This window comes from Rhodococcus zopfii NBRC 100606 = JCM 9919 (assembly GCF_001895025.1).
Taxonomy (GTDB): Bacteria; Actinomycetota; Actinomycetes; order Mycobacteriales; family Mycobacteriaceae; genus Rhodococcus; species Rhodococcus zopfii.
The window spans coordinates 173,301-198,637 of sequence record NZ_BCXI01000010.1; the positions used below are offsets into that span (position 1 = coordinate 173,301).

The 25,337-nt window shown below is 69.2% G+C and carries 21 protein-coding genes and 1 pseudogene; 13 read left to right on the forward strand and 9 right to left on the reverse strand.

All coding sequences use genetic code 11. The annotated features are described in order from the left end of the window. Positions 1-22 precede the first annotated feature (22 nt). On the reverse strand, positions 23-1,072 hold the full coding sequence (locus RZ1_RS07225) for a tellurite resistance/C4-dicarboxylate transporter family protein (RefSeq protein ID WP_072810670.1): 1,050 nt from the start codon (positions 1,070-1,072) through the stop codon (positions 23-25). Positions 1,073-1,082: 10 nt separating this feature from the next. After that, positions 1,083-1,949 carry an Fpg/Nei family DNA glycosylase gene (locus tag RZ1_RS07230; RefSeq protein WP_072810491.1) on the reverse strand — a complete coding sequence of 289 codons (867 nt, stop codon included), beginning with the start codon at positions 1,947-1,949 and terminating at the stop codon, positions 1,083-1,085. 74 nt (positions 1,950-2,023) lie between these two features. On the opposite strand from RZ1_RS07230, the gene RZ1_RS07235 reads away from it, so the two are divergent. Genes RZ1_RS07235 through RZ1_RS07245 form a run of 3 tightly spaced genes read left to right on the forward strand, consistent with a single transcriptional unit; the run spans position 2,024 to position 3,672 of the window. Beyond that, positions 2,024-2,824 (forward strand): thymidylate synthase, encoded by an 801-nt coding sequence (locus tag RZ1_RS07235; RefSeq protein ID WP_072810493.1) that lies wholly within the window; start codon positions 2,024-2,026, stop codon positions 2,822-2,824. Further along, positions 2,821-3,312, forward strand: coding sequence for a dihydrofolate reductase (locus RZ1_RS07240; protein ID WP_072810495.1), 492 nt, complete (start codon positions 2,821-2,823; stop codon positions 3,310-3,312). Before RZ1_RS07235 ends, RZ1_RS07240 begins: the two co-directional genes overlap by 4 nt. Before the next feature lie 33 nt (positions 3,313-3,345). Next, on the forward strand, positions 3,346-3,672 hold the full coding sequence (locus RZ1_RS07245) for a cupin domain-containing protein (RefSeq protein ID WP_072810497.1): 327 nt from the start codon (positions 3,346-3,348) through the stop codon (positions 3,670-3,672). Between the two features lie 19 nt (positions 3,673-3,691). Here the strand turns inward: RZ1_RS07245 and RZ1_RS07250 are convergent, their stop codons facing one another. Next, on the reverse strand, positions 3,692-5,212 hold the full coding sequence (locus RZ1_RS07250) for a carboxylesterase/lipase family protein (protein ID WP_072810498.1): 1,521 nt from the start codon (positions 5,210-5,212) through the stop codon (positions 3,692-3,694). A gap of 57 nt (positions 5,213-5,269) precedes the next feature. Next, on the reverse strand, positions 5,270-6,493 hold the full coding sequence (locus RZ1_RS07255) for a hypothetical protein (protein WP_072810500.1): 1,224 nt from the start codon (positions 6,491-6,493) through the stop codon (positions 5,270-5,272). Between the two features lie 58 nt (positions 6,494-6,551). On the opposite strand from RZ1_RS07255, the gene RZ1_RS07260 reads away from it, so the two are divergent. From RZ1_RS07260 to RZ1_RS07270, 3 genes are read left to right on the forward strand one after another with little or no spacing between them, the layout of a single operon-like run. Continuing rightward, positions 6,552-7,151 (forward strand): TetR/AcrR family transcriptional regulator, encoded by a 600-nt coding sequence (locus tag RZ1_RS07260; RefSeq protein ID WP_072810501.1) that lies wholly within the window; start codon positions 6,552-6,554, stop codon positions 7,149-7,151. Further along, positions 7,148-8,776 (forward strand): acyl-CoA dehydrogenase family protein, encoded by a 1,629-nt coding sequence (locus tag RZ1_RS07265; protein ID WP_072810503.1) that lies wholly within the window; start codon positions 7,148-7,150, stop codon positions 8,774-8,776. Before RZ1_RS07260 ends, RZ1_RS07265 begins: the two co-directional genes overlap by 4 nt. Before the next feature lie 57 nt (positions 8,777-8,833). Beyond that, positions 8,834-9,625 carry an FAD:protein FMN transferase gene (locus RZ1_RS07270; protein WP_072810505.1) on the forward strand — a complete coding sequence of 264 codons (792 nt, stop codon included), beginning with the start codon at positions 8,834-8,836 and terminating at the stop codon, positions 9,623-9,625. A 164-nt stretch (positions 9,626-9,789) separates the two neighbouring features. Here the strand turns inward: RZ1_RS07270 and RZ1_RS07275 are convergent, their stop codons facing one another. Beyond that, positions 9,790-10,455, reverse strand: a complete 666-nt coding sequence (locus tag RZ1_RS07275; RefSeq protein ID WP_244899318.1) for a potassium channel family protein — start codon at positions 10,453-10,455, stop codon at positions 9,790-9,792. Beyond that, positions 10,448-11,765, reverse strand: a pseudogene (locus RZ1_RS07280) (TrkH family potassium uptake protein). The gene RZ1_RS07275 and the pseudogene RZ1_RS07280 overlap by 8 nt, the downstream one beginning before the upstream one ends. Positions 11,766-12,213: 448 nt before the next feature. Here RZ1_RS07280 and RZ1_RS07285 point away from each other — a divergent pair. Both RZ1_RS07285 and RZ1_RS07290 read left to right on the forward strand, forming a co-directional pair. Continuing rightward, positions 12,214-12,666: a hypothetical protein gene (locus RZ1_RS07285; RefSeq protein ID WP_072810511.1), complete on the forward strand. Its 453-nt coding sequence runs from the start codon at positions 12,214-12,216 to the stop codon at positions 12,664-12,666. A gap of 32 nt (positions 12,667-12,698) precedes the next feature. After that, on the forward strand, positions 12,699-13,679 hold the full coding sequence (locus tag RZ1_RS07290; RefSeq protein WP_238072196.1) for a DDE-type integrase/transposase/recombinase: 981 nt from the start codon (positions 12,699-12,701) through the stop codon (positions 13,677-13,679). 46 nt (positions 13,680-13,725) lie between these two features. Here the strand turns inward: RZ1_RS07290 and pgi are convergent, their stop codons facing one another. Then, the gene (pgi, locus tag RZ1_RS07295) at positions 13,726-15,366 is read right to left on the reverse strand and encodes a glucose-6-phosphate isomerase (RefSeq protein ID WP_072810515.1); all 1,641 of its coding nucleotides are present in this window, start codon (positions 15,364-15,366) and stop codon (positions 13,726-13,728) included. Positions 15,367-15,445: 79 nt separating this feature from the next. Here pgi and RZ1_RS07300 point away from each other — a divergent pair, with 79 nt between their 5' ends. Further along, entirely contained in the window at positions 15,446-16,897 is a 1,452-nt protein-coding gene (locus RZ1_RS07300) for an NAD-dependent succinate-semialdehyde dehydrogenase (protein ID WP_072810517.1), read from the forward strand. Positions 16,898-16,994: 97 nt separating this feature from the next. Here RZ1_RS07300 and RZ1_RS07305 read toward each other — a convergent pair whose 3' ends face one another. Further along, entirely contained in the window at positions 16,995-17,312 is a 318-nt protein-coding gene (locus RZ1_RS07305) for a chorismate mutase (RefSeq protein ID WP_072810519.1), read from the reverse strand. 264 nt (positions 17,313-17,576) lie between these two features. On the opposite strand from RZ1_RS07305, the gene pcrA reads away from it, so the two are divergent. Further along, on the forward strand, positions 17,577-20,003 hold the full coding sequence (gene pcrA, locus RZ1_RS07310; protein WP_072810521.1) for a DNA helicase PcrA: 2,427 nt from the start codon (positions 17,577-17,579) through the stop codon (positions 20,001-20,003). 87 nt (positions 20,004-20,090) lie between these two features. Here pcrA and RZ1_RS07315 read toward each other — a convergent pair whose 3' ends face one another. Beyond that, positions 20,091-21,155 (reverse strand): M23 family metallopeptidase, encoded by a 1,065-nt coding sequence (locus tag RZ1_RS07315; RefSeq protein ID WP_238072498.1) that lies wholly within the window; start codon positions 21,153-21,155, stop codon positions 20,091-20,093. A gap of 222 nt (positions 21,156-21,377) precedes the next feature. Between RZ1_RS07315 and RZ1_RS07320 the strand changes: the two genes are divergently transcribed. The 3 genes from RZ1_RS07320 to sucD all read left to right on the forward strand — a co-directional run bounded on the left by RZ1_RS07320 (position 21,378) and on the right by sucD (position 25,289). Further along, positions 21,378-23,057: a hypothetical protein gene (locus RZ1_RS07320; protein ID WP_072810522.1), complete on the forward strand. Its 1,680-nt coding sequence runs from the start codon at positions 21,378-21,380 to the stop codon at positions 23,055-23,057. A gap of 143 nt (positions 23,058-23,200) precedes the next feature. After that, positions 23,201-24,370: an ADP-forming succinate--CoA ligase subunit beta gene (sucC, locus tag RZ1_RS07325; RefSeq protein ID WP_072810524.1), complete on the forward strand. Its 1,170-nt coding sequence runs from the start codon at positions 23,201-23,203 to the stop codon at positions 24,368-24,370. Between the two features lie 16 nt (positions 24,371-24,386). After that, positions 24,387-25,289: a succinate--CoA ligase subunit alpha gene (gene sucD, locus RZ1_RS07330; RefSeq protein WP_072810525.1), complete on the forward strand. Its 903-nt coding sequence runs from the start codon at positions 24,387-24,389 to the stop codon at positions 25,287-25,289. Positions 25,290-25,337: the final 48 nt, after the last annotated feature.

Sequence of the window (25,337 nt, forward strand, 5' to 3'; positions counted from 1 at the left end):
CCGGGAACGCGCTCGGACGCTGTCACCGTGCAGGGGCAGGGCCGCGCAGCACCCTCGTCCAGATCCGGTGCAGCATCGCCGCGAACACCACCACCCACGCGACGACCGCGACCCACAGTTCGCCGGCGCCGACCATGCCGACGAGAGGTAGATCGTCGGCCCGGCCCAGATAGATCCCGGCGACCGCGTACATGCCGAGGGGGAACACGATCGACCACAGCGACGAGTCGTAGGTCAGCGGAACCTTGTGGATGCGGTGGCGCCACCACCCCGCCGCGATGAGCGGCGGGAACAGCCACGTCGCGAACGCCCAGATCACGACGGCCAGGCCCGCGATCAGCCCGCGGGTGGCGTCGACCATCGGTGCGTCGGCCATCTCCACGATGTGGGCCCCGGCGACCACGATGATCGAGCACGCGCCCATCGACACCCAGTAGGGGGCCGTCAGGTCGGCGGGACGCAGCGGATACTGCAGCATCCGTGCCGCCACGAAGATGCCGGCCGCGGCATACAGGAACAGGCCCACACCCCACGTGAAGACGGCCACCGCCGCCAGCAGGCGTTCGAACTCGTCGTACACCGGTTGCAGGGTCGCCGCGGCGATCGCGACGGATTCGCTGGCCACCACCCAGACGAACCACGTGCCGTTGGCCTTCGCGAGCACGGGGCGCCCCGCACTGCCGAGCACCGCCGTCCACGGAATCACGTAGCCGAGCACCAGCCAGGTGAGGGCGGCGACGACGAGCAGCACCGCCGCGGTCGAATGCCAGCCTTCGCTGATCAGGCGGACGCCGAGGACGTTGCTACCGGCGATGAACGTGAAGAACCCGAACGCGCGGCCCGAGTCGGCCAGGTCGGCGCGCATCTCGTGCCGGAACGCGATCAGCCGCCACAGCGACAGCACCACGAGCGCGGCGTACCCGGCGGCCGCGACGACCAGCACGGCCGTCGACGCCACCGTCCGATCCTTCAGGTGAAGCCCGATCGACACGATGCCGCCGGCCATGACGAACGCGAAGTAGCCGGGCGAGAGCGCACGGACCGAGTCGCGCACCCGAGTCGAGATGTCCACGCCGTGCAAGCTACTTCAGCAGTCGGGACAGCTTTCGGTCCGCCAGGATTTTGCCGCCGGTCTGACAGGTCGGGCAGTACTGGAAGGACCGTTCCGAATATTCGACCTGGCGGACGGTGTCGCCGCACACCGGGCACGGCAACCCCGTGCGCGCATGTACCCGCATTCCCGAACGCTTCTCGCCTTTCAGGCGCGCCGCGTCCTGTCCGGCCGAGCGCGCGACCGCGTCGGTGAGGGTCGCACGCAGGGCCTCGTGCAGGGCGTCGACCTGGTTGCCGGTGAGGCGGCCCGCCGTCGCGAAGGGGGACAGTCGCGCGGCGTGCAGGATCTCGTCGGAGTAGGCGTTGCCGATACCGGCGAGGACGGTCTGGTCGACCAGGACGGTCTTGAGTCTCGACGTGCTGCCGCGGAGTAGCGCCGCGAGATCGTCGGCGGTGATGTCGAGCGCGTCCGGGCCGAGCCGCGCGATGCCGGGCACCTGCTGCGGATCCTCGACGACCCACACGGCCAGGCGTTTACGGGTACCGGCTTCGGTGAGGTCGACGGCGGGGGTCGTCGCGTCGGGGGCGAACAGGTGCACGCGGAGTGCGAGCGGTCCCTTGCCGGGGCGCGGCGGCGCGGGGGACGGGTCGTCGATCCAGCGCAGCCACCCGGCACGCGACAGGTGGGTGACGAGCGAGAGGTCGCCGCAGTCGAGGCACAGGAACTTGCCGAACCGGCGCGCGCCGGTGACATCGCGGCCCTGCAGCGCCGTGATCGGCGGGTCGGCGGTCTGCAGCACGCTGATCGACGCGACGTCGACGCGGCCCACCACCGACCCCACCGCATGCTCCCGTAGGAACCCGGCCAGTGCCTCCACCTCGGGTAGTTCGGGCATAGGCACAGGCTAGGCCGCCTGAGCCTTCCGGGCGGCCCAACAGGGTGGATGGACACGCCACTAGACTGCGGGGCGTGACTGTGCCGACGCCCTACGAAGACCTGTTGCGCCTCGTCCTCGAGACCGGCACCCCCAAGGCCGACCGCACCGGGACCGGGACGCGCAGCCTGTTCGGGCATCAGATGCGCTTCGACCTCGCACAGGGATTCCCGCTGGTCACCACGAAGAAGGTGCACCTCAAGTCCATCGTGTACGAGCTGCTGTGGTTCCTGCGCGGCGACTCGAACGTGCGGTGGCTACAGGAACACGGCGTCAGCATCTGGGACGAATGGGCCGACGCCGACGGCGAGCTCGGACCCGTCTACGGCGTGCAGTGGCGGTCCTGGCCCACACCGAGCGGCGAGCACATCGACCAGATCAGCCAGGTGATCGACACGATCCGCAACAACCCGGATTCGCGGCGCATGATCGTCTCCGCGTGGAACGTCGCCGACCTCGACGACATGGCGCTGATGCCGTGCCACGCGTTCTTCCAGTTCTACGTCGCCGACGGCAAGCTCAGCTGCCAGCTGTACCAGCGCAGCGCCGACCTGTTCCTCGGCGTGCCGTTCAACATCGCCAGCTACGCACTGCTCACCCACATGGTGGCGCAGCAGACCGGGCTCGAGGTCGGCGAGTTCATCTGGACGGGCGGCGACTGCCACATCTACGACAATCACATCGAGCAGGTCACCGAGCAGCTCGGCCGCAAGGCGTTCGAGTACCCGACGCTGAAACTGAACCGCCGCGATTCGCTGTTCGACTACGAGTTCGAGGACGTCGAGATCGTCGGCTACCGGCACCATCCCGGGATCAAGGCGCCGGTGGCGGTGTGACCGGGGCGCTCACCCTGATCTGGGCGCAGGCCCGCGGCGGTGTCATCGGACGGAACGGGACGATCCCGTGGCACATCCCGGAGGACATGGCGTTCTTCAAGGACGTCACGATGGGGCTGCCCGTCGTCATGGGCCGGCTCACCTGGGATTCGCTTCCCGCGAAGTTCCGGCCCCTGCCGGGACGCCGCAACATCGTCGTCACCCGCAATCCCGACTGGACCGCCGACGGAGCCGAGGTCGCCGGCAGCATCGACGCTGCACTGCGCCTCGTCGACGGTGCCGACGCAGTCGTCATCGGCGGCGGCCAGATCTACGCGCAGGCCATGCCGCACGCGACGCGGCTGCTGGTCACCGAGGTCGATCTCGATATCGACGGTGACGCCGTCGCCCCCGGGATCGGGCCGGAGTGGACGATCGCCGAGCACAGTGAGTGGCAGCAGTCCCGCACCGGCATCCGGTTCCGCTGGGTCGGGTACTCGCGAACCTGAGACCGTGCCCGCAGGGTGGGCCATACTGCGAACATGGACAAGCTCTCCCTCACCGCCATGGCCCGGCAGCAGCTCAAACTCGCGGCGGCATCGAGCAACGGACGCAGTTCGCAGACGGTGCTCGGCGGTCACACCAAGCACCTTCGGCAGACGGTGATCGCACTGCTCGCCGGACACGAACTCGGCGAGCACGACAGCCCCGGTGAGGCGACGCTCCAGGTCCTGACCGGTCAGCTGTCCCTGATCGCGGGGGACCAGTCGTGGAAGGGATCGGCCGGGGATTTCCTCGTGCTCCCGTCGACCCGGCACAGCGTGTCCGCTCTCGAGGACGTGGCGTTCCTGCTGACCGTCGCGAAGTGACCCGCGACTGGGACACCGGCTACGGGGACACCGGCGTGCGGTAGCCCGCGAAGCCCTCCCACGCCAGCCGGCGCTCCCGCCGCGGATCGTGTTCCACCCGGGTCGGCACGTCGAAGATCGTCGTTGCGCGGTCCCGTTCGTCGTACTGCGGCCACGACGGCAACGGTTCACCGTGGCGCGCGAAGTGCAACCACTGCCGCTGCACGGTGTCGCTGACCAGACGCAGCCCGCGGCGACCGCCGAGTGCCGTGTACGCCCGGCCCAGCGGCGTGTCCACCTGATCGAAGACCGAGAGCAGCTCCACCGCGTGCGTCGCATCGAATCCGGACACGCGCAGCAGCCGGGGCGCGAAGTCGAAACGGTAGCTGTAGGTGGGAGCGAACCGCGAATGGGCCTGGGCGATCCGAACCGACGGATACCAGAAGGTGAGGTCGCCGCCGATGTCGACCGCCGCGCGTTCGGCCGGATAGCCCGGATAGGCCGCGACGATGCGGTCGCGGGCCGACTCGTCGGTGAGCGAGAACATCCGGTCGATGCGCTCCCAGTTGGTCGGTAGCGCATCGAGGAAACGCGGAAACAGCGCGCCCTCCCGGTCATTGGTGCCGATGATCAACGGAACACGGTGTGCGGCACCGGATTCGTACGCCTCGAGGGGGTGGACCGGCAGCAAGTCGCCGTCGACGACCGGGCCGAACAGGTGCAGACCGGGGGTTGCGCGCAGCGTGTCACGGGACAGCCGGCTCCCGGCGCGGCCCAGTTCGGCGGGCGACGCGGCCTCGAGCGCGGCCGCCGCAGAATCGGCGTCGGCGCCGAGCAGTTCGACGAACCGCGCGGCCCACTCGGCGGCGCGCGGGCCGTCGACGACGAGATCCGGCGCGGGACTCTGCGCGATCGCCTGCGCGAACAGGCCACGGGCGGCGGGGGTCGCGAGCAGGGTGGTGACCGCGCTGCCGCCCGCGGACTCGCCGAAGACGGTGACGTTGCCGGGGTCGCCGCCGAACGCGGCGATGTTGCGTTGCACCCATTCGAGGGCGGCCACCTGGTCGCGCAACCCCAGGTTGGAGTCGAATCGCCGGGCGGGTGTCGAGAACACCGAGAAGTCGAGGTAGCCGAGGGCGCCGAGCCGGTAGTTGAGCGACACGTAGACCACGTCGCCGCGGCGCACCAGCGACTGTCCGCCGTAGACCGACAGCGCGCTCGTGCCGATCGTGTAGGCGCCGCCGTGCACGAACACCATCACCGGACGCGGTGTGGCCGATCGGGCAGCGGGCGCGATGACGTTGAGGGTCAGGCAGTCCTCGCTGATCGCCAGGCGTTCCCGGCTTCCGGTGAAGGCGCCTTTCGGGGCCTGGCACGCCGCGTTGCCGAAACGGGTCGCGTCGAGTTCGCCGTCCCACGGCTGCACCGGCCGCGGCGCCCGCAGCCGCAGCGGGCCGACCGGCGGCTCCGCGTAGGGGATGCCCCGCCACGACAGGAGGTCGCCGACGCGGCTGCCTCGGACCGCGCCGTCGGCGAGTGTGACGAGGGTCTCGGACGTCATGGGCGTCACTGTACGTGATGTCCCGTCACAACTGCCGTCGTCTGCCCCGGGTACCGGTCACCAAGAGTGGGCGCGCAGGCCGCGGTCGGCGAGTTCGCCGTCGGCGTGACGGCGCAGCGTCTCTGCATCGGGGAACCGGTCGGCATCGAGTGCGACGAGCGCGAGCGTGTAGTGCCCGGCGAACGCGCACAGATAGGCCGCCAGCCGTGTCGACGTGGTGGCTTGCGGGGCGGGTAGTCCCGGGTGCATCGCCCGCGCGGCGAAGCCGCCGGTGCGGTGCGGCCCGAGCGATGCCAGGCTGTCCGGAATCGCTCCGATGTTGGAACACAACACATCTCGTTCGCCGGCGCCCGCCGCGAGCCGGGCGGCCAGCCGGTCGGGAACGAGCTGCAGGATCTCGTCGGGGATCCCGTGCGGCGCGCCCTCGCGCGGTCGCCGGTAGGCCTCGCGCGCGGCGTCGCGGATCCGCGCGGGGGTGTCCGCCGGTCCGACGACGACCTCGGTGGTGGTCACTCCGTTCGCGGCGGTCCCGGAGCTGCGCGCGTCCACCGGCACCGCGACCCTCACCGGAGAGGGCACGCCCGCGCGGCGGGCGATGCCGGCGCCGATCGCGAGGAACAACGCATTGGGGGTTCCGCCGTCGGCCTCGGCCACCCGGTCCCACTGCGCGGCGTCGACGTCGAGCAGCGCGGTGACCGGCCGCGCCGCGGCCGTTCGCGGTGCCCGCGCGGTGCGGGAGGCGGGGGAGTAGCGCACCCCGCGCAGGCCGCGACCGACCCGGCGGATCAGGTGCAGGGCGTCGCGTATGTCGGAGGTGTGCTCGTCGCTCGGTGGTTCGGCGGTGCCGGCGAGTGCGGCGGTGACCGCGTCGATCAGGCCGCGGGCATCGGCCAGCACGTGTGAACACACGAGCGAGACGACGGTGCCGCCGCCCACGACAGGGGTGGCGGTCAGGGCCCAGCCCGGTCGCCGCTCCGGATCGACATCGATCTCGGCCTGCTCGTCGGCCCACGGGAGAATGCCGTCCGCGGACAACGGGTCGGCGGGGTAGTGCAAGGGGTAACAGTCGAGGCTCGGTTCGAACCGCGGCCGGGCACCCGGGACGCGCGGGCGCACGACACGCCGACCGAGTGAACCGCTTGCGAGAGCATCGTGCAGGGACATCAACAGCGGCAGGTCGACAGTGTCGTCGCTGCGCCACAGCCCCTGCATGACCACCGGCAGTCCGAGTCCTCGGTGCCGGTGCAGGAAGATCTCGTCCACCACGCTCAGCCGGTTCACGCCCTCGACCGTAGCGCCGACCGTTGACCGAAGAGATGAACTGAGGTTCAATTCTTGCGTGGCCTACCGCCGGACCGCTGCCGTCGAGCAGCGACTCGAAGACCGACGCGCCGCGATCGCCGCCGCCGCGATCGCGCTGCTGTCCGATCACGGCTACCGGGCGCTGTCCATCGCTGCCGTCGCCGAACACGCCGGGGTCGCCACCGGCACCGTCTACCGCCACTACACCGACAAGTCCGAACTGATGGTCCGGATCTTCCGCGACCTGTGCGCCCGCGAGGTCGAAGCCGTCACCGTCGCATCCGCCGCGGCCGGGTCCGCGACCGGCAAGGTCGCCGCGCTCGTCGAGACCTTCGCCCAGCGGGCGCTGCGCAACCCCCGGCTCGCCTACACGTTGCTCGCCGAACCGGTGGACGCGGCGCTCGATGCGGAACGGCTCGTGCTGCGCCGCGCGTTCGCGGCCGCGTTCGCCGACGCGATCGGGCACGGCATCACCACCGGCGAGTTCCCCGACCAGGACGCAGGCCTGGCCGCTGCCGCCCTCGTCGGCGCGGTCGGTGAAGTGCTCACCGACCCCCTGCACACCGGGACCGCCACCGTCGGCACCGTCCCCGACCTCGTCACATTCGCCCTCCGAGCCCTGGGAGCCCCACGATGACCCCGACCTTCCCGCCCACCCACGAGGTGTTCAACCAGGTCCCCGACCTCGTGCCCTACGATGCCGCCGACGACGCGGCGCTGCTCGAGGGACTGCGCCGCGAAGGCGCCGCCTGGGCCGAGGACGAGGTGCGCGCGCTCGGGGTGCTCGCCGGTGGCGTCCGCGCCCAGGACTGGGGTCGTCTCGCCAACGAGTACCCACCCGTCCTGCACACCCACGACCGGTACGGCAACCGCGTCGACGAGGTCGAGTTCCATCCGCACTGGCACGACCTGATGACCGTCGCCGTCGAACACGGACTGCACGGAGCGCCCTGGCGCGACCCGCGCCCGGGCGCGCACGTCGCCCGCGCCGCGAAGTTCTACACGTGGGGACAGGCCGACGCCGGGCACATGTGCCCTATCTCGATGACCTACGCGGCGATCCCCGCGCTGCGGCACAACCCCGAACTCGCCGACCGCTACGAACCGCTGCTCGCCGCACCACACTACGACTTCGGTCTGCGCGAACCGAGTTCCAAGCGGGGACTGATCGCGGGCATGTCGATGACGGAGAAGCAGGGCGGCTCCGACGTGCGCGCCAACACCACCACCGCGACCGAGAACGCCGACGGCAGCTACACGATCGTCGGCCACAAGTGGTTCACGTCGGCGCCGATGTCGGACCTGTTCCTGACCCTCGCACAGACCGAACACGGGCCGAGCTGCTTCCTGCTGCCGCGCGTGCTGCCGGACGGCACCCGCAACCGCATCCACATCCAGCGGCTCAAGGACAAGCTCGGCAACAAGTCCAACGCGTCGTCGGAGATCGAATACCAGGGGGCGACCGGCTGGCTCGTCGGACCCGAGGGTCGCGGTGTCGCGACCATCATCGAGATGGTCAACATGACCCGGCTCGACTGCGTCATCGGATCCTCGACGGGCATCCGGATGGCCACGCTGCGCGCGGTACATCATGCCCGGCACCGAAAGGCGTTCGGCGCGTTGCTGATCGACCAGCCACTCATGCGCAACGTGCTCGCCGACCTCGTCGTCGAATCGGAGGCGGCCACCACGATGATGATGCGACTGGCCGGTGCCACCGACCGTGCCACCGGCGACCCGCAGGAAGCGGCGCTGCGGCGCATCGCGCTCGCCGTCACCAAGTACTGGGTGTGCAAGCGGGCACCCGTGCACGCCGCCGAAGCCCTCGAATGTCTCGGCGGCAACGGCTACGCGGAGGAATCGGGCATGCCCCGGCTGTTCCGGGAGTCGCCGCTCATGTCGATCTGGGAGGGTTCCGGCAACGTCGCCGCGCTCGACGCGCTGCGCGCCATGATCAAGCAACCCGACACCGTCGAGGCGTTCTTCGCCGAGGCCCGGCTCGCCGAGGGCGCCGACCGCCGGCTCGACGACGCGATCTCCCGTGTCGGCAAGGAACTCACCGACCTCGAGAACGTCGAGTACCGGGCCCGCCGGGTCGTCGAACTCATGGCGCTGGTCCTGCAGGGTGCGCAACTGGTGCGGCACGGGCATCCGGCCGTCGCCGACGCGTTCTGTGCGAGCCGCCTCGACCGCGACTGGGGGATCGCGCTGGGTACCCTGCCGACCGGTATCGACACCGCGGGGATTCTGTCCAGGCTCTGATCGAGCGCATACTGGAACACATCGTCACCGGATCGTCGAACGTGCGTGGAGCCCGTCATGATCAGATTCAGCAGATGGCGGGGGTGGGGAGAGCGTGTCACGCTCGCCGTGACCGAATACGAGGCGCTGCGCGACGCCGAGCGGATCGTGCGGGAGATCGTCGTCGAGTCCGAAGCGGTCTGCAACCCGCAGCGGGGCGACGCGGAGATCCACGCCGTCAACCTCGCCCAGGGCGTCCCGGTGCAGGTCAGCCCTCGGCTGTCGGTGCTGCTGCGTGCGGCTTTGTGGGCAGCCCGGATGACCGACGGTGTCGTCGATCCGCTGTCTGCGGACGACGCCGGCCTCGACGAGACCGCTGTGCCGCCGATCCATCCGATGCCCACCTACCTCGACGTGCAGCTCGACGGCGAGACCGTCCTCGCCCCGTGGGGTGTGAGCCTGGACATCAGCGAGACGGCGAAGGCCGACACGGTCGACCGGGCCGCCGCCGAGGTGTTCCGCAACCTCGAGTGCGGCGTCCTGGTGCGGATGGGCGAGACGATGGCCACCGCCGGTCCCTGCCCGGCCGGGGGCTGGCAGATCGATCTGCCCGGGGGCGGCGTCGTCGAGCTTCCGCCCGGGGCGGCCATGTCGACGCGTACCGCGGGTGATGCCCCGGCGTCTCTGTGGAACGAGGTCACCGTCATCGCCGCGGACGCGGTGTGGGCGGACGCGGCCTGCGCGGTCTCTCTGCGCCGCGGGATCGGGGCGATGCGCTGGCTCGAGCAGTACGGCCTGGCCGCCCGCCTGATCGACGAGAACGGCCACGTCCACACCACCACCGCGTGGACGGATCCCCGCGCGGCCTGACGGTCGCCGCCGCGTGAACGCGGGATGAGGCGGACACGATAGTTGTGCCGGGACAGGCGCAGCACACGACCTCGGCCCTGCCGAAATCGAGGGCGGCGACCCGGGCGAGGAGCTATTCGCTCTGGTGTCAACCGAGACACCGCAGATTGCATCGGACGTGGTGTTCAGGTCAGTTCGGCGAAGCGTTCGGTGTCGCGGACCTGACCGGAGACGATGATGGTGTCACCCGGTGCGACGATCGTGTCGGCGGTGGCATACGTGAATCCTTCGCCGGGGCGTTTGATCGCCACCACCGTGACCCCGAACCGACTACGAATGGTGGTACGTGCCAAGGGTTGGCCGAGGATGAATGCCGGCGGGGTGGTCTTGACCATGGCGAAACCGTCCTCGAACTCGATGTAGTCCATCATCCGGCCCCGGACCAGATGCGCGACGCGTTTGCCCATGTCGTGCTCGGGCCGCACCACATGATGCACCCCGATCTGCGTGAGGATCTTCGCATGCGCATTGCTGATCGCCTTGGCCCACACGTTCGGTACCGCCATGTTGATCAGCGCCGAGGCTGTCAGCAGGCTCGCCTCGAGGTCCGAGCCGATACCTACGACCGCCCGGCCGTATTCGTGCACCGACAGCTGTCGCAGTGACTCCTCGTCGGTGGTGTCGGCGACGGCAGCGTGGGTGAGTCGGTTCGACACCTTGTCGATCACCGATTCGCTCGCGTCGATACCGAGCACCTCGGTGCCCTGAGCCATCAACTCGAGAGCCAACGACTTGCCGAATCGGCCCAGGCCGAGCACGACAACCACGTCGGCAGCGGGTTTTCTAGCCAATGAAGGGCCTTTCTACGGGACGTTCGTAGCGACGATTGTTCTCTCGTGCCGCCAACGCGCTGACCAGGGTGATCGGACCGATCCGGCCCAGATACATCAAGACGACGAGGAGCAGCTGCCCCCAGGCGGGCAGTTGCGCGGTGATCCCGGTGGACAGTCCCACCGTGGCGAACGCGGAGATCACCTCGAACAGCAGCGCATTGAGGTCGAATCCGGTGCCGGCGAGTAGCGCCAGGGTCGGGATCACCACCAACGCGACCCCGATCAACGCGACCGACAGGGCTTGACGTTGCACTCGGGGGTCGATGCGCCGGTCGAAGATCGTCACCGATTTCTCTCCGCGTACCTCGGCAGCGATGACGAACAGCAGCACCGCGAAGGTGGTGACCTTGATGCCGCCGGCAGTGCCGCCGCTCCCGCCGCCGATGAACATCAACACATCGGTGACGAGCAGACTCGCCTCGTCCATCTGGGCGTAATCGACACTGTTGAACCCGGCCGTTCGCGGCATGACGCCCTGGAATGTGGCGATCAGCAGTTTCGCCCCGAGCGCGTGGCCGCTCAATGTGTGGCGCCACTCGAGTGCCAGCACCAGCAGTGGGCCGAGCACCAGCAACACAGCGGTCACCGTCACCGTCATCCGGGTGTGCAGCGACCACCGGCGGCTGCGGCCGCGCAGATGCCGGCCGACCTCGAACAACACCGGAAAGCCGATGCCGCCGAGAACCACCGCGACCAGCAGTGGCACGCAAATCCACGGATCGTCGGCGAACCCGATGATGTTGTCGCTGTAGAGCGCGAAACCGGCGTTGTTGAACGCCGAGACCGCATGGAAGACTCCCAGCCACACCGCCCGTGGCAAGGGTTCGTCGTATCCGATCGCGAACCGTGCGGCCAACACTGTCGCCACGACGGTTTCGATGAGCACGCTGGTGCGTACCACCCCCACGATGACGGCGCGGACATCCCCGAGACCGGAGGTGCGGACCTCCGCAGCGGCGTTGAGTCGGGCCCGCAACCCGATGCGGTTGGCGAGTACCAAGCCGATCAACGATGCCATCGTCATGATGCCGAACCCGCCGATCTGGATCAGCGCGACGATCGCCCCTTGCCCGTATCCGGACCAGTAGGTGGCAGTGTCCACGACGATCAGCCCGGTCAGGCACACCGCGGACGTCGCGGTGAACAACGCCGGCAACGTTCCCGCGCCGACCCCGGACTGCGTCGCGATCGGCAGCAGCAACAGCGCGGTCCCCGCCAGCAGTGCGACAGCGAAACTCGATGCCACCACCCGGGCCCGGGCTGCGCATCACCTGCGTGCCGAGTTGCCGCAGTGGCTTGGGCCACGCGTTCGTGCGGGTACTCACGTCGTCGCACACTAGACCCGTACCCGCACCCCGTGTCCCCGCGCCCACCTCCTGACGAGGCACAGATCGAATCTTTCGGGCACCCCTCGGCTCTGCCGGGATCAAGACCCTGTGCGGGATACGCCCTCAGGTCGGAGATCAGTCCCTGTCGCGGGCGTTCGGATCCGGCCGAATGCATCCCACCGCCATCCGGTCGGTCTGCAATATCCCCGGTCGTGCAGCCACTCGGGCCGCTGTCGATGTACCTGCGCACGCGTACAGGTGACGTTGACCGGCGGCGCGATACCCGGCGTCGAATTCGCCCACCGATTCGGAATCCGCTCCTCCTGCGCGTTGGTTGCCAGGATGGTCGTGAGACACCCGGCAACCAACGCGGGGAACGGACACAGAGATGATCGACATCCCGATCGGACGGACTCCTACCGGTAAGCGTTCGTTCACGATGGCGTACAAGTTCGAGGTCTTGCGGTTGTGGGACCAGTGCCTCGACAGGGGAGCCAAGGCCCGACTGATGCGGGAGAACAATCTCGACTCGAGTACCGTCCACGCGTGGGTTCGGGCCCGTGATCGGGGAGACTTCACCACTACCATGGTCAAGGCAGCGGACAAGTCGAGGATGCGTATGGACAGCCGGGATCGGGCGGAGCTGGCCAAGCTCCGCAAAGAGAACGAGCGACTCAGACAGAAGGTTGTGCAGGCCGAGACCGCCCAGGAGATTCTGGGAAAAGCATTCGAGCTCTTGCAGGGGATCACCACGAGCTCGACCGAGGACACCGAGATCCCGCCGGCGTTGATGAGCGCGGACGAGTACGCCGCCTGGCTCGATCGCAAGAGCCTGTCCTGATAGACACCGTCACCGCTCTGCACGCGGCGGCCGTGCCGGTGACCCGGGCCTGCGCGCTGGTCGGGGTGCCGCGGTCGAGCTACTACCGCCTCGCCCGTGGCTACACGCACTACCGGCCGGTCGAGCATCCGACCCCGCACGCCGACCGGGTCCAGCCGGCGGCTCTGGTACCGGCCGAGAGACAGGCCCTTGTCGAGCTGCTCCTAGCCGAAGAGAACGTGGATCTGTCTGTGGCGCAGGTGTATTGGCGTTCCTTCGACGAAGGTTTGGTGTCGTGCTCGCAGTCGACGTGCTATCGGGTGGCGCGGGCACAGAACCTGACCGGGGACCGGCGCCGCACCCGCCGCGGCGGCGTCTTCTCGCGGCGCAGACCGGTGGTGGCGGCCGCACAGACCGGTGATCTGTGGTCCTGGGACATCACGATGTTGCAGGGCCCACGCCGGCAGGACCGGTATCTGCTGTATCTGGCGATCGACGTGTACTCGAGGTTTCCGGTGGCGTGGCGGATCGAGTACGCCGAGTCCACCACGATGGCGGTGCAGATGTTCGCCGAGGCGTTTGCCGTGTTCGGGGTGCCGGCGGTGCTGCATGCCGACAACGGGGCGTCGATGCGCTCGCACGGGTTGCTCGACGCCCTCGAGACCGCGGGGGTGGCGGCGTCGTATTCGCGGCCGCGGGTCAGCGACGACAACCCGTTTTCCGAGTCGTTGTTCAAGACGATCAAGTACGACCTGTCCTGCCCGCTGCGGTTCGACAGCATCGACCATGCACGCCGGTGGACCGAGCAGTTCCTGGTGCGGTACGCCACCGAACACCGGCACAGCGGACTGGCCCGGCACACCCCGGCCTCGGTGTTCTTCGGCACCGATGCCGAGGAGCGTCGGGCTCGCCAGGCCCGGCTCGATCAGATCTACGCCGAGCACCCCGAACGGTTTCACCGTCGCCCGCTCGCGCCACAGCTATCCGTCCTCACCGGAATCAACATCAACCACTACCTGTCTCAGACAGGTTGACAACTACCGTGCGGCGTGAGCGGATTCGCCGCCACCGCGTGGATCGTCAGCCTCGACGCAGTCGCCGGTACTCGCGGATCAGCGCATCCGTCGACGAATCGCCCAGCGACGCAGGCTCTTCGGGTTCGGTCAGCGCCGGTTCCAGTGCGAGCGCCTGCGCCTTGCCCAGTTCCACACCCCACTGGTCGAACGAATCGATACCCCAGATCACACCCTGGACGAACACCTCGTGTTCGTACAGCGCGATCAGCTGACCGAGCGTGGAGGGGGTCAGTGCGGGCGCCAGGACCGTCGTCGACGGCCGATTGCCGGGCATCACCTTGTGCGCCACCAGCGTCTCGTCGGTGCCCTCGGCGCGGATCTGCTCGGCGGACTTGCCGAACGCGAGCACCGTCGACTGCGCGAAGAAGTTCGACATGAGCACGTCGTGCATCGAGCCGCTGCCGTCGGGTGTCGGTAGATCGTCGAGGGGCCGGGCGAAGCCGATGAAATCGGCGGGGATCAGATGCGTGCCCTGATGCAGGAGTTGGTAGAACGCGTGCTGACCGTTGGTGCCCGGCTCACCCCAGAAGATCTCCCCGGTCGGATAGTCCACCGCGGTGCCGTCCGAACGCACCGACTTTCCGTTCGACTCCATCGTCAACTGCTGCAGATACGCGGGGAACCGCACCAGATCGTTGCTGTAGGGGAGCACCGCGCGGGACTGTGCTCGGAGGAAACTGGTGTACCAGACACCGAGCAGCCCGAGCAGCACCGGAGCGTTCGATTCGAGCGGCGCTGTCGCGAAATGCGTGTCCATCGCGTGGAATCCGGCGAGCAGCTCCGCGAACCGCTCCTTGCCGATCGCGGCCATCACCGACAAGCCGATCGCCGATCCCACCGAATACCGGCCGCCGACCCAGTCCCAGAACCCGAACATGTTCTCCGGGTCGATCCCGAACTCGACGACCCGCTCCTCGTGTGTGGACACCGCGACGAAGTGCTTCGCGACCGCGTCCTCACCGAGCGCCGCGACCAGCCAGCGCCGCGCCGCTGTCGCGTTCGACAGGGTCTCGAGCGTCGAGAACGTCTTGGACGCAACGACGAACAGGGTCCGGGCCGGATCGAGGCCCTGCAGGTTGTTCGTCAGGTCGGACGGATCGATGTTGGACACGAACCGGGCCTCGACACCCGCGTCGACGTAGTGCCGCAACGCCCGATACACCATCACCGGGCCCAGATCCGATCCGCCGATACCGATGTTGACGACCGTCGTGATGCGTTCACCGGTGGCGCCGCGCCACCGGCCGTCACGGACCCGGTCGGTGAACTCGCCCATCTTGTCGAGCACCGCGTGCACGTCGGCGACGACATCCTGGCCGTCGACGGTCAGCCTGGCCTCGCGCGGCAGGCGCAGCGCCGTGTGCAGCACCGCCCGGTCCTCCGAGGTGTTGATGTGGTCGCCGGCGAGCATCCGATCGCGGTGCGCCTCGACCCCACAGGTCCGGGCCAGATCCAGCAGGAGTTCCCGGGTGCGGCCGGTGATCAGGTGCTTGCTGTAGTCGATGTAGAGATCCGCCGCGGTGAGCGTGAAGGCTTCGGCGCGACCCGGTTCCGTCGCGAACAACTCTCCCAGGTGGAGTGACTCGATGTCCGCGCGATGCTCGGAGAGGTGCTGCCACGGGGCGGTCCGCGTCACGTTTTCCATGTCTGCAGAGACTAATGCGCACCGGAAGTTACCGGTCGGTCGGAAACGAAGGCGAAACGGTGCGGCGCATGATGGGGTGATGGACACCTCAGAGACGCTGCGCACCGTGCCCACCGACCTGTTCCTCGGCGGCGAATGGGTCGCCGCGGAGAACAACGCGACCTTCCCCGTCCACGATCCCGCCACCGGGGAAATCCTCACCGAAGTCGCCGACGCGAGTCCCGCCGACGCGGCCCGCGCGCTGGACGCGGCCGTCGCGGCCGGTGCGGAGTGGGCGGCGACCGCGCCACGCGAACGCGGCGAGGTGCTGCGGGCGGCCTTCGAGGCGCTCACCGCCCGCGCCGACGACTTCGCGTTGCTCATGACCCTCGAGATGGGCAAGGCGCTGCCGGAGAGTCGCGCCGAGGTCCGCTACGGCGCCGAGTTCTTCCGCTGGTTCTCCGAAGAAGCGGTCCGCATCGCCGGCCGCTACACCCATTCGCCTGCCGGATCCGGCCGCATCGTCGTCACGAAGCAACCCGTCGGCCCCTGCCTGGCGATCACCCCGTGGAACTTCCCGCTCGCGATGGGTACCCGCAAGATCGGGCCGGCGCTGGCCGCCGGCTGCACGATGCTCGTCAAACCGGCATCGGCGACCCCGCTGACGATGCTGCTGCTCGCGCGGGTCCTCGAGGACGCGGGCCTGCCGAAGGGCGTGCTCTCGGTGCTGCCGACCTCCCGGGCGGGGGCGGTGACCGGCCCGCTGCTCGACGACCCGCGGCTGCGCAAGCTCACCTTCACCGGGTCGACGAGCGTCGGGCGGGCCCTGGCCGAGAAGGCGGGGCGCGCGATGCTGCGCACGTCGATGGAACTCGGCGGCAACGCGCCGTTCCTGGTGTTCGACGACGCCGATCTCGACGCCGCGGTCGACGGCGCACTCGCCGCGAAGCTGCGCAACGGTGGCGAGGCGTGCACGGCCGCGAACCGCTTCCACGTCGCGAACTCCGTGCGCGAGGAATTCGTCGCCAAGCTCACCGAGAAGATGGCTGCGTACCGGCTCGGGCCGGGCACCGACCCGGCCACCACGCTCGGGCCGCTCATCGACGCGGGCCAGAAGGACACCGTCACCACCCTCGTCGGCGATGCGGTCGCGAACGGCGCGCAGTTGAGGCTGGGCGGGAAGGCACCGGACGGGCCGGGTTGGTTCTATCCCGCGACCGTGCTCGACGATGTCCCGTCGTCCGCGCGGATCCTGACGGAAGAGGTCTTCGGCCCGGTCGCGGCCGTGGCAGGATTCGACACCGAGGACGAGGCGATCGCCGCGGCCAACGCCACCGAATACGGGCTGGCGGCCTACATGTACACGCGCAGTCTCGATCGGGCGCTGCGGGTGTCCGAGGCGATCGAGTCCGGCATGGTCGGCGTGAACCGCGGGGTGATCTCCGACGTCGCCGCGCCGTTCGGCGGGATCAAGGCGTCGGGGATCGGACGGGAAGGCGGCAGCGAAGGTATCGAGGAGTACCTCGAGACCAAGTACATCGCCTTCGAGTAGTCCGGGAGGTTACCGCCGGAGACGGCTGGGTCCAGCGGCTGAGACGGCTGGGTCCAGCGGCTGAGACGGCTGGGTCCAGCGGCTGAGACGGCTGTGGCTACTGGCCGAGACGGCCACGGCCGAGGCGGAGCAGCAGCATCGCCAGGGTGTGACCCTCCTGGCCGAGGTCGCTGAACCGCTCGAGCACCTTCATCTCACGACTGTGCACGAGACGGGTACCGCCGGAGGCCATGCGGGTGCGGCCGATGATGCGGGAAACCTCGGTGCGGCGCTTGACCGCGGCGAGGATCTCGGCGTCGAGCCGGTCGATCTCCTTGCGAAGTTCGTCGATCTCCGCCTGGCTGGCGGGGACGTGGGCGGCAGAGTCGGATGTGGCAGCGTCGTCGGATGTGGCAGCGTCGATGTTGGTGCTCATGTCATCTCCTCGCGTCAGAACTGGAATCGCTCCGGTGCCGGTGGGCGTTACCGCCGGAAGCGGATCAAGACCGTGTGGTCAGGCGTCGGTGCTGGGAATCCGACAGCGTTGGACAACCTGTCCGGCTGGTCGACAACGGTCACATGACATGGGGTCCAGTCTGCCACCCGCAGAATCGGGTCGCCAAATAAGGTGCACCTGGCCGGATCGTCCGGATCGCCCGTCTACGCGTCTGTCGGTGTTCGCCGGTAGTTTGGTACGACGATGAACACTCCCGTTGCCTTCGGCCACCCCGACTCCGATTCGCCTCGGCGCGCGAGTGCGGATTCGTCCGACGCGCTGCTTGCCGGCCTGAATCCCCAGCAGCGGGAAGCGGTCACCCACGACGGTGGCCCGCTCCTCATCGTCGCCGGTGCCGGTTCCGGCAAGACGGCGGTACTCACCCGGCGGATCGCGTATCTGCTGGCCGAACGCGGTGTCGCGCCCGGTCAGGTCCTGGCGATCACGTTCACCAACAAGGCCGCTGCCGAGATGCGCGAACGCGTCGCGCACCTGGTCGGGCCGCGCGCCTACAGCATGTGGGTCTCGACGTTCCATTCGAGCTGTGTGCGGATCCTGCGGGCCCAGTCGGCTCTGCTGCCCGGCATGAACTCGAACTTCACGATCTACGACGCGGACGACTCGCGGCGGCTGCTCACGATGATCGCCAAGGACCTCGATCTCGATACCAAGAAGTACTCTGCGCGTCTGCTCGCCACGCAGATCTCGAACCTGAAGAACGAGCTGATCGATCCGCAGGAGGCCGCCGCGGACGCCGACGGCGATCCCGCCGACCTGCCGCGCATCGTCGCGACCGTGTACGCCCACTACCAGCAGCGGCTGCGGTCGGCGAACGCCTTCGACTTCGACGATCTCATCGGCGAGACGGTCGCGTTGCTGCAGGCGCATCCGCAGGTCGCCGAGTACTACCGGCGCCGATTCCGGCACGTGCTCGTCGACGAGTACCAGGACACCAACCACGCCCAGTACGTGCTGGTGCGGACCCTCGTCGGCGAGGCCGGGGACGACAGTCCGGTACCGCCGAGCGAACTGTGCGTCGTCGGCGACGCGGACCAGTCGATCTACGCGTTCCGTGGCGCGACGATCCGCAACATCGAGGAATTCGAACGCGACTACCCGGACGCCCGGACAATCCTGCTCGAGCAGAACTACCGCTCCACGCAGAACATCCTGTCGGCGGCCAACTCCGTCATCTCCCGCAACACCGGCCGCCGCGAGAAGCGGCTGTGGACCGATTCGGGCGAGGGCGACCTCATCGTCGGCTACGTCGCCGACAACGAACACGACGAGGCGCAGTTCGTCGCCGCGGAAATCGATCGGCTCACCGCCGCGGGGGAGATCAAGTTCGCCGACGTCGCCGTCTTCTACCGCACCAACAACTCCTCGCGTGCCCTGGAGGACGTGTTCATCCGCCACGGCGTGCCCTACAAGGTCGTCGGCGGTGTGCGCTTCTACGAGCGCAAGGAGGTTCGCGATCTGGTCGCGTACCTGAAGGTGCTCGCCAACCCGGACGACACGGTGAGCCTGCGGCGCATCCTCAACACCCCACGCCGCGGCATCGGCGACCGCGCCGAAGCGTGTGTCGCGGTGCACGCCGAGCGGCTCGGGATCGGGTTCGGGGAGGCTCTCGCCGACGCGGCCGCGGGCAAGGTCGCGCTGCTGAACACCCGCTCGCAGAAGGCGATCGCCGCGTTTGCCGAGATACTCGACGGGCTGCGGGCGATGCTCACCGAAACCGACTCGGACGGAAACGAACTCGTCGATCTCGGTGATGTGGTCGAGGCGATCCTCGAACGGACCGGCTACCGCTCGGAACTCGCCGCGAGCGACGACCCGCAGGACGGTGCCCGACTCGACAACCTGAACGAATTGGTCAGTGTGGCAAGGGAATTCAGTTCCGATGCGCGCAATGTCGCCGGACTCGAGGACGTCGAGCCGGACGAGGGTGATCCGGACCCGGGATCGCTGCCCGCGTTCCTCGAGAAGGTCTCGCTCGTCGCCGACGCGGACCAGATCCCGGAGAACGACGACGGCGTCGTGACCCTGATGACGCTGCACACCGCCAAGGGACTGGAGTTCCCGGTCGTGTTCGTCACCGGTTGGGAGGACGGCCAGTTCCCGCACATGCGCGCCCTCGGCGACCCGGCCGAACTCGCCGAGGAACGCCGACTGGCGTACGTAGGGATCACGCGTGCCCGGCACCGGCTCTACCTCAGTCGCGCCGTGCTGCGCTCGTCCTGGGGGCAGCCCGTATCTAGCCCGGAATCGCGTTTCCTGCAAGAGATTCCGCAGAATCTCATCGAATGGAAGCGGGAGGAACCGTCCCGTTCGGGCGGCCACGCCATCGGGTCCGGACGCTCACGCGGCTACGGCGGCGTCGGATCCGGATTCGGAGGTGGGTCGGGCTCCGGCTCCGGCTCCGGTGGCGGAGCCGGTTTCGGCAGTGCCCGCGCCCGCAACAACCATCTGGTGCTCGCGGTGGGGGACCGGGTCAGCCACGACAAGTACGGGCTCGGAACGGTGCTCGAGACGAAGGGGTCGGGACCGACTGCGACGGTCGTCATCGACTTCGGAAGCGCCGGCAAGGTGCGGCTGATGCTCGTCGGCGGCGTGCCGATGGTCAAGCTCTAGGAAGAGGAAGGTGCCGGGCTCCGGAAACGGAGTTCCGGCCCAGGGGCGGGGCCGGGCGGGTACGCGGGCGACCGACGGGTCGCCGGTTCAGTCCCGCTCGATGCCGAGGCTGATGCCGCGGGTGGCGAGCCACGGGACCGGGTCGATCTTGTCGGTGCCGTTGAGATGCACCTCGAAGTGCAGGTGCGGTCCGGTCGAGAAGCCGCGGTTGCCCATGGTGGCGATCTGGTCGCCCGCCATGACCTGCTGCCCGACCGACACCATCGTCTGGTCGATGTGTCCGTAGACGGTCACGGTGCCGTCGGCGTGCAGCAGCCGGACCCAGAGGCCGAAGCCGGAGGCGGGACCGGAATCGATGACGGTGCCGTCGGCGACCGCGAGGATCGGGGTGCCGATCGGGCCGGCGATGTCCACACCGGCGTGCAGGGTGCCCCAGCGGGCGCCGAAGTTCGAGGTGAACGCGCCGATCGCGGGGATGGCGAACAGCGGGCGCCGGGCGGCGGCCTCGCGGGCGGCCCGCTCGTCGCTGAACCGCTGGCCCTTCGCGAGCAGGTTCGAGAACTGGGAGAGGTCGTTCGGGTCCGCGATGTTGAGGACCTGCGGCGCCTGCGACGGAGCAGCGCCGTCCGAGGCGGTCGCGGCGAACTGGGAGGCCTGCGGCACCGCGGTGGCGGTGATGATGTTCGAATCCGACTCGTTCGCCGCGAGAGCGACCTCGGAGTGCTCGGAGCCCTGACCCGGTCCGTTCGTCGCGGCCTGGCCGGCGGCAACGACTGCGCCGGCGGCGACGGCGAACACCGCGGCGCGGCCCTTGAGCGCGCTCGGCGGGGTGGGGATGCGGTGGGCGCCGCTGCGGCGGGCCGGGGCATCCACGTCCACCGGTTCGTTTTCGAAGTAGGTCTCGGCGCCGGCGTCGCGGAAGGTCGCCTGTCCGTAGTGGGACTGTGCGGAATCGGTCAGGTTGTCGCTGCCGTGGCGGTGCGGGGCGTCCGAGTAGTAGTCGGGGTCGTAGTCGTAGTACCCGGATTCGGCGTAGTACCCGGTTTCGGCGTAGTACCCGGTTCCTGCGTAGTACCCGGTTCCTGCGTAATGGTCGGTCTCCGATGATCCGTCGTGGACCCCACGGCTGGTGAGCTGACTGCTCGGGCTCATTCGCCGTCCTCCCCTTCGTGACCTCATCGTTACTTCGACCAGAGCGACGGTAACGAAACGATCGCTGGCCTGGCAACCCATACGGGAGACACGCCCGGGTGCTGTGAGCGGCATCACAGTTTCACCTGCGGGAAACCGGAAACACTCGGGCACCGCCGCGGCGATACAGAACATTTCGGTGTGTCACAAGCCGGTGACGTTCGGGTCGCGTAGCGTCGCCCCGTGTCGAATCGCCCCACACTTCTCCGATTCGGACTCGCGCTCTCCGTCCTGGGGGCACTCGCCGTCGCGGTGGCGCCGCTGCTGCCGGTCGTGCGGGCCGGAACGGGCGACGTGGGACCCGCGATCCTCGCCGCCGCAGCGGTCGCCACGATCACGGCATCGGCGGTTCCCGTCGCGGCATTCGCTGCCGCGCACCGATCGGAGGCCGCAGCCGGAGCCCTGCTCGCCGGTGCCGGCGGTATCGCCGCGGGCGCCGTCCTCGCCGACCTCACGCTGTTCGTCGACGCCATCGACGCGAACCGGTTCGAACTGTTCCGGCCCGTGACCGCCGCGGCGCTCACGGCCGGGCCCGGCGCCGCGATGGTGCTCGCCGGTCACCTGTGCTCGGTGCTCGCCGGTGTCGCCGGTGCGATCACCGCGGCCCGCGCCCCGGGTACCGACGGGGGACCGGTCGGGACCCGGCCCGGCCCGGCCGTCGTCGCCGGGATCGTGGGAGCCGCGATCGTGGTCGCCGCCGGGTCGGTCGCGCCGGTGGTGGTGTCGGCGGACCCGGTGATCGTCGCGCGCGGTGTGCTCGACGCCCCCGCCGCCACCGCGTTCGGCGGTGTCCTCGCCGCGATGCTCGCGCTCGTCACCGTCGCGTGGGCTCTCGGCTCCGGCGCGACAGCCACCGCCGCCGGCGCGATCACCGGCATCGGACTGGCCGCATTCGCGCTGTTCGCGCCGCGATTCGTCGCGGGTCTCGCCGGTGAACGACTCGCTCCGACGGCCGCGACCGTCGCCGGGGCGATCGCCGCGGTTCTGCTCGTCGCACTCGGCGCCGCGATGCCCGCGGCGAGTGCGCGGCGGGCTGCCCGCACGGCCCGGCCGGCGGGCACCGCTGTTCCCCGCTCGGGCCGGGCACACGCCGTCGCCGGAGTGCTCGGTCTCGTCACCGCTGCGCTCGCCGTCGTCGGGGCAGTACTGCCCGCACTGTCCGTGCCGGACGGCTACGACGTCCCGGCGCTACCGCAGACCCGGGTGCTGCTCGTCGCCGGGCTGCTGCTGGCGGCGCTGAGCGCGTGGCTGTTGCTGTCCGCCTACGCGGAGGCGGTGCGGCCCGCGGTTGCGGTGCCGGTGGTCGCGGTCGCGACGACCGCCGCCGCGGTCCTGCAGGCGTGGGTGGTGGCCGCGGACCTGCCGGGGGTCGGCGCCGGTCCGGGCACCGCCGTCGTGTTCGCCGCCGCGGTGGGCGCAGCTGCCACCGGTGTCGCGGTGATCGCCGCGGGGGCCGCCGAACGCGACCGCGTCGACACCTCGGCCGTCCGGGACGCCGCAGCCCGCACGCGCGCGGTCGTCACTGCGGCGGCCGTGGTGTCCGTCGTCGGCCTGGCCGTGCCGCTGTATCACGGCGCCGGGTCGGTGCTGACCTATCCGTGGGGATACGGCGTGTGGGGACGGCTGCTGCTCGCGGTCGCGGTGGTGGTCGCCGGAGCGGTGGCGGTGCGGTCGAGGCCTGCGCGAGGAGGGGCGTTGCTGCTGGGTACGGCCGGTGCGACGGCCGCGTACGCGTCGTCGTGGGTGCTGGTCCGGGGCGTGAGGCAGGATCCGGTCGCGGTGGTCGGTGTCGCACCTGTCATCCTGGGGACGGTGCTCCTCTTGGTTGCGGCGTGTCTCACATTCCGGGAGGAAACTCCGTGAGGTAGCCCGCGGCCCTCGAACTTCGTGACATGCGCCACATGGTGGGAGTGCGGACGTTTCGTGGGTCGTCCAAGTAACTAGAGTCCGAACCGGCCCGCTCATAACCCCCGAGCGGGCGTGAACGCAGACGAGACGGTGAGCAGATGGATCTCTTCGAATACCAGGCGAAGGAACTCTTCGCCAAGCATGACGTGCCGACGTCGGCCGGCCGCGTTACCGACACTGTCGCCGGTGCCCGCGAGATCGCGGAGGAAATCGGCAAGCCGGTGATGGTCAAGGCGCAGGTCAAGGTCGGTGGCCGCGGCAAGGCCGGTGGCGTGAAGTACGCCGCCACCGCGGACGATGCGCAGACCCACGCCGAGAACATCCTCGGCCTCGACATCAAGGGTCACATCGTCAAGAAGCTCCTCGTCGCCGAGGCGAGTGAGATCGCGGAGGAGTACTACATCTCCTTCCTGCTCGATCGCACCAACCGCACCTACCTGGCGATGTGCTCGGTGGAAGGTGGCATGGAGATCGAAGAGGTCGCCGCCACCAAGCCGGAGCGCCTGGCCAAGATCGCCGTCGACGCCGTCAAGGGTGTCGACCTCGCGTTCGCCCGCGAGATCGCGGAGAAGGGCCACCTGCCCGCCGAGGTCCTCGACGCCGCAGCCGTGACCATTCAGAAGCTGTGGGAGGTCTTCGTCAAGGAAGACGCTCTCCTCGTGGAGGTCAACCCGCTCGTCCGCACCCCGGACGATCAGATCCTCGCCCTCGACGGCAAGGTCTCCCTCGACGCCAACGCCGACTTCCGTCAGCCCGGCCACGCCGAGTTCGAGGACAAGGACGCGACGGATCCGCTCGAGCTCAAGGCCAAGGAGAACGACCTCAACTACGTCAAGCTCGACGGCGAGGTCGGCATCATCGGTAACGGCGCCGGCCTGGTCATGTCGACCCTGGACGTCGTCGCGTACGCCGGTGAGGCGCACGGTGGCGTCAAGCCCGCCAACTTCCTCGACATCGGTGGCGGCGCCTCCGCGGCTGTCATGGCTGCCGGCCTGGACGTCATCCTGAACGATGCGCAGGTCAAGAGCGTGTTTGTCAACGTCTTCGGTGGCATCACCGCGTGCGACGCGGTCGCGAACGGCATCGTCAAGGCCCTCGAGATCCTCGGCGACGAGGCCAACAAGCCGCTGGTCGTCCGCCTCGACGGCAACAACGTCGACGAGGGTCGCCGCATCCTCGCCGAGGCCAACCACCCGCTGGTCACGGTCGTCGCCACCATGGACGAGGCTGCCGACAAGGCTGCCGAGCTCGCGTTCGCAGCGAAGTAAAGGGACACACAGAACAATGGCAATCTTCCTTACCAAGGATTCCAAGGTCATCGTCCAGGGCATCACCGGCGGCGAGGGCACCAAGCACACCGCGCTGATGCTCAAGGCGGGCACCCAGGTCGTCGGCGGCGTGAACGCCCGCAAGGCCGGCACCACGGTCTCGCACACCGACAAGGACGGCAACCCGGTCGAGCTTCCCGTCTTCGGCTCCGTCGCCGAGGCCATGAAGGAGACCGGCGCGGACGTCTCGATCGCGTTCGTTCCCCCGGCCTTCTCGAAGGACGCCATCGTCGAGGCCATCGACGCGGAGATCCCGCTGCTCGTGGTCATCACCGAGGGCATCCCCGTGCAGGACTCCGCGTACGCGTGGGCGTACAACGTGGAGAAGGGCAACAAGACCCGCATCATCGGCCCCAACTGCCCCGGCATCATCACCCCGGGCGAGGCGCTCGTCGGCATCACCCCGGCGAACATCGCCGGCAAGGGCCCGGTCGGCCTGGTTTCCAAGTCGGGCACCCTGACCTACCAGATGATGTTCGAGCTGCGCGAATACGGCTTCTCGACCGCCATCGGCATCGGCGGCGACCCGGTCATCGGCACCACCCACATCGACGCCATCGAGGCGTTCGAGAAGGACCCGGAGACCAAGGTCATCGTCATGATCGGCGAGATCGGCGGCGACGCCGAGGAGCGTGCCGCCGACTACATCAAGGCCAACGTCACCAAGCCGGTCGTCGGCTACGTGGCCGGCTTCACCGCTCCCGAGGGCAAGACCATGGGCCACGCCGGCGCCATCGTCTCCGGTTCCTCGGGCACCGCACAGGCCAAGAAGGACGCCCTCGAGGCGGCCGGCGTCAAGGTCGGCAAGACGCCGTCCGAGACCGCCGCCCTCGCGCGCGAGATCCTGAAGTCCCTGTAAGCGGCTTCCGCCGTCCGTGCGCGGTTTCGGTAGTTCCCACTACCGAAA

What these genes read in the sequence shown, in the direction of transcription:
- RZ1_RS07230 (WP_072810491.1), bottom strand. Translation starts at nt 1,949, where the DNA reads ATGCCCGAACTACCCGAGGTGGAGGCACTGGCCGGGTTCCTACGGGAG.
- RZ1_RS07245 (WP_072810497.1), top strand. Translation starts at nt 3,346, where the DNA reads ATGGACAAGCTCTCCCTCACCGCCATGGCCCGGCAGCAGCTCAAACTC.
- RZ1_RS07250 (WP_072810498.1), bottom strand. Translation starts at nt 5,212, where the DNA reads ATGACGTCCGAGACCCTCGTCACACTCGCCGACGGCGCGGTCCGAGGC.
- RZ1_RS07265 (WP_072810503.1), top strand. Translation starts at nt 7,148, where the DNA reads ATGACCCCGACCTTCCCGCCCACCCACGAGGTGTTCAACCAGGTCCCC.
- RZ1_RS07270 (WP_072810505.1), top strand. Translation starts at nt 8,834, where the DNA reads ATGATCAGATTCAGCAGATGGCGGGGGTGGGGAGAGCGTGTCACGCTC.
- RZ1_RS07285 (WP_072810511.1), top strand. Translation starts at nt 12,214, where the DNA reads ATGATCGACATCCCGATCGGACGGACTCCTACCGGTAAGCGTTCGTTC.
- pgi (WP_072810515.1), bottom strand. Translation starts at nt 15,366, where the DNA reads ATGGAAAACGTGACGCGGACCGCCCCGTGGCAGCACCTCTCCGAGCAT.
- RZ1_RS07300 (WP_072810517.1), top strand. Translation starts at nt 15,446, where the DNA reads ATGGACACCTCAGAGACGCTGCGCACCGTGCCCACCGACCTGTTCCTC.
- RZ1_RS07305 (WP_072810519.1), bottom strand. Translation starts at nt 17,312, where the DNA reads ATGAGCACCAACATCGACGCTGCCACATCCGACGACGCTGCCACATCC.
- pcrA (WP_072810521.1), top strand. Translation starts at nt 17,577, where the DNA reads ATGAACACTCCCGTTGCCTTCGGCCACCCCGACTCCGATTCGCCTCGG.
- RZ1_RS07315 (WP_238072498.1), bottom strand. Translation starts at nt 21,155, where the DNA reads ATGAGCCCGAGCAGTCAGCTCACCAGCCGTGGGGTCCACGACGGATCA.
- sucC (WP_072810524.1), top strand. Translation starts at nt 23,201, where the DNA reads ATGGATCTCTTCGAATACCAGGCGAAGGAACTCTTCGCCAAGCATGAC.
- sucD (WP_072810525.1), top strand. Translation starts at nt 24,387, where the DNA reads ATGGCAATCTTCCTTACCAAGGATTCCAAGGTCATCGTCCAGGGCATC.